Source organism: Segatella cerevisiae (genome assembly GCF_024054555.1).
GTDB classification, from domain to species: domain Bacteria; phylum Bacteroidota; class Bacteroidia; order Bacteroidales; family Bacteroidaceae; genus Prevotella; species Prevotella cerevisiae.
Genome location: NZ_JAMXLY010000102.1, coordinates 1 through 1,633 on the forward strand (window position 1 = coordinate 1; position 1,633 = coordinate 1,633).

Below are 1,633 nucleotides of genomic sequence, written 5' to 3' on the forward strand. Positions count from 1 at the left end.
TTTTCATACGTAAATATTTTGTGCCCCACCTATTGGGAAGGGGCTATTTTTAATTGTTTTTAATAACTTAACAGAGTTAAGACAAAAGAAAAGATAGCACTTGTTGGTGTGCAAGTGCGGCTGAATGATCGGCTTTTTATGTGATAACAGCTAAGAATTTAAATTTTCATACACGTGTCCGTAAGTCACAGTCTTTGCCGCTTAGCTGTCGGGACCAGTTTCATATCCGGACTGGGGATGTTCCAGTAAAAATCGGCCTGAAGTATAATTGTCCCGTCTATGCCGGTTTCTTCTCTGATTCTGCCTCGAGTCGGTCTAGGCTTACCTTGTACCCGAGCTTATGAAGCTCGCCCGTAAGATAGCCGGTCCGTCTTGACCTGATTTTGTTTGGAACATACTGATCTCCCAGTTCATGGTAGGCTGCTCCGGTACTTAAGATCATATATACGGCTATTAACTGGGCATGGCCTATGGCTATCAAGGCTCTTTTCTTCCCTCTCCTGGCTGCTATGCGATGGTATCTTTCGCTGAAGAACGTGTTTTTGGTTCGGGACCCTGCCCATGCGGCTTCTGTTACTACCGCCTTCACTTGTTTGTTTCCGTGATTCGTTCTTGAACTTTTTTTTTACCCGCGCTTTCATTATTGCCAGGACACATACCTGCCCATGAGGCAAGATGCTTCTCTGAAGGGAATTTGCCCATATCCAGGCCTATCTCTGCTATCAGGTCCTCTGCCACTTTACGTTCTATACCGGGAATCCCGCATATCGCTTCAAGGGCATTGTCATAAGGGACGAGCAGTTCCCTTATCTGGTCGTCAAGTAACAGGATGCTTTCACGGGTTCCTTTTATATTCGATTGGATCAGTTGAACCATGAAGATCTGATGCGATGTCAGATTGCCCGTACAGGCTTCCAGTATCTCCTCCGGACTCGCCTGTATCTTCTTATGGTATACACTCCGGACATCTTCTATCGTAAGCTTCTTTCCTGTACAAAGCAGGGCTGTCAGTTTCTCTCCCGTAACGCCGCTCGTACTCGACAGTACACTTGACAACTTTATGTTTCCGTCTTCAAGTACCCGGATTATCCGGTTCTTGTCTGCGGTCACCGACTGCACCAGCTTACGCCGGTAACGGGTCAGGTCACGCAGTTCACGCTGCTCACGTGGAGGGATGTAGCTGTTCTTCAGCAAACCTGCCATCAGCAGCTTGCAGATCCATTCACTGTCCATCCTGTCTGTCTTGTGACCCGGTACATTCTTGATATGACGGGCATTCACTACCCATATCTCCGGAATGAAGCCTTCCAGCACATTGTATATCGGTTTCCAATATACACCCGTGCTCTCCATTGCTACGTGAGTCACTCCTGATGATTTCAGCCATTCTCTCATCTCTGTCAAAGAACTCGTGAAGGTCTTGAACTCCCGCGTCTCCTGATGGGACGGGGTCCTTACTGTCGCTACCACTACCTCCTTGTGGATGTCCATACCGCAACCGTGCGATACGACCTGGGCGAATTCAACTCTTGCCATAATTGCCTCCTTGGGGTTATTAATTCTCCACAAAGATAGCTATAACAATATATTTTCATTCGCTTTGACGATTCTTTTTAATCATGGATGTTTCATA

Annotated in this window: 2 protein-coding genes; both read right to left on the reverse strand. The window is 46.8% G+C overall.

What is annotated here, in order from left to right:
• Positions 1–277: 277 nt before the first annotated feature.
• Positions 278–442 (reverse strand): hypothetical protein, encoded by a 165-nt coding sequence (locus NG821_RS12475; RefSeq protein ID WP_252761983.1) that lies wholly within the window; start codon positions 440–442, stop codon positions 278–280.
• Between the two features lie 143 nt (positions 443–585).
• Positions 586–1,536, reverse strand: a complete 951-nt coding sequence (locus NG821_RS12480; RefSeq protein ID WP_252761984.1) for an IS110 family RNA-guided transposase — start codon at positions 1,534–1,536, stop codon at positions 586–588.
• Positions 1,537–1,633: the final 97 nt, after the last annotated feature.

Excerpts from the sequence above, each read along its gene's own strand:
- NG821_RS12475 (WP_252761983.1), bottom strand. The coding sequence starts at position 442 with ATGATCTTAAGTACCGGAGCAGCCTACCATGAACTGGGAGATCAGTAT.
- NG821_RS12480 (WP_252761984.1), bottom strand. The coding sequence starts at position 1,536 with ATGGCAAGAGTTGAATTCGCCCAGGTCGTATCGCACGGTTGCGGTATG.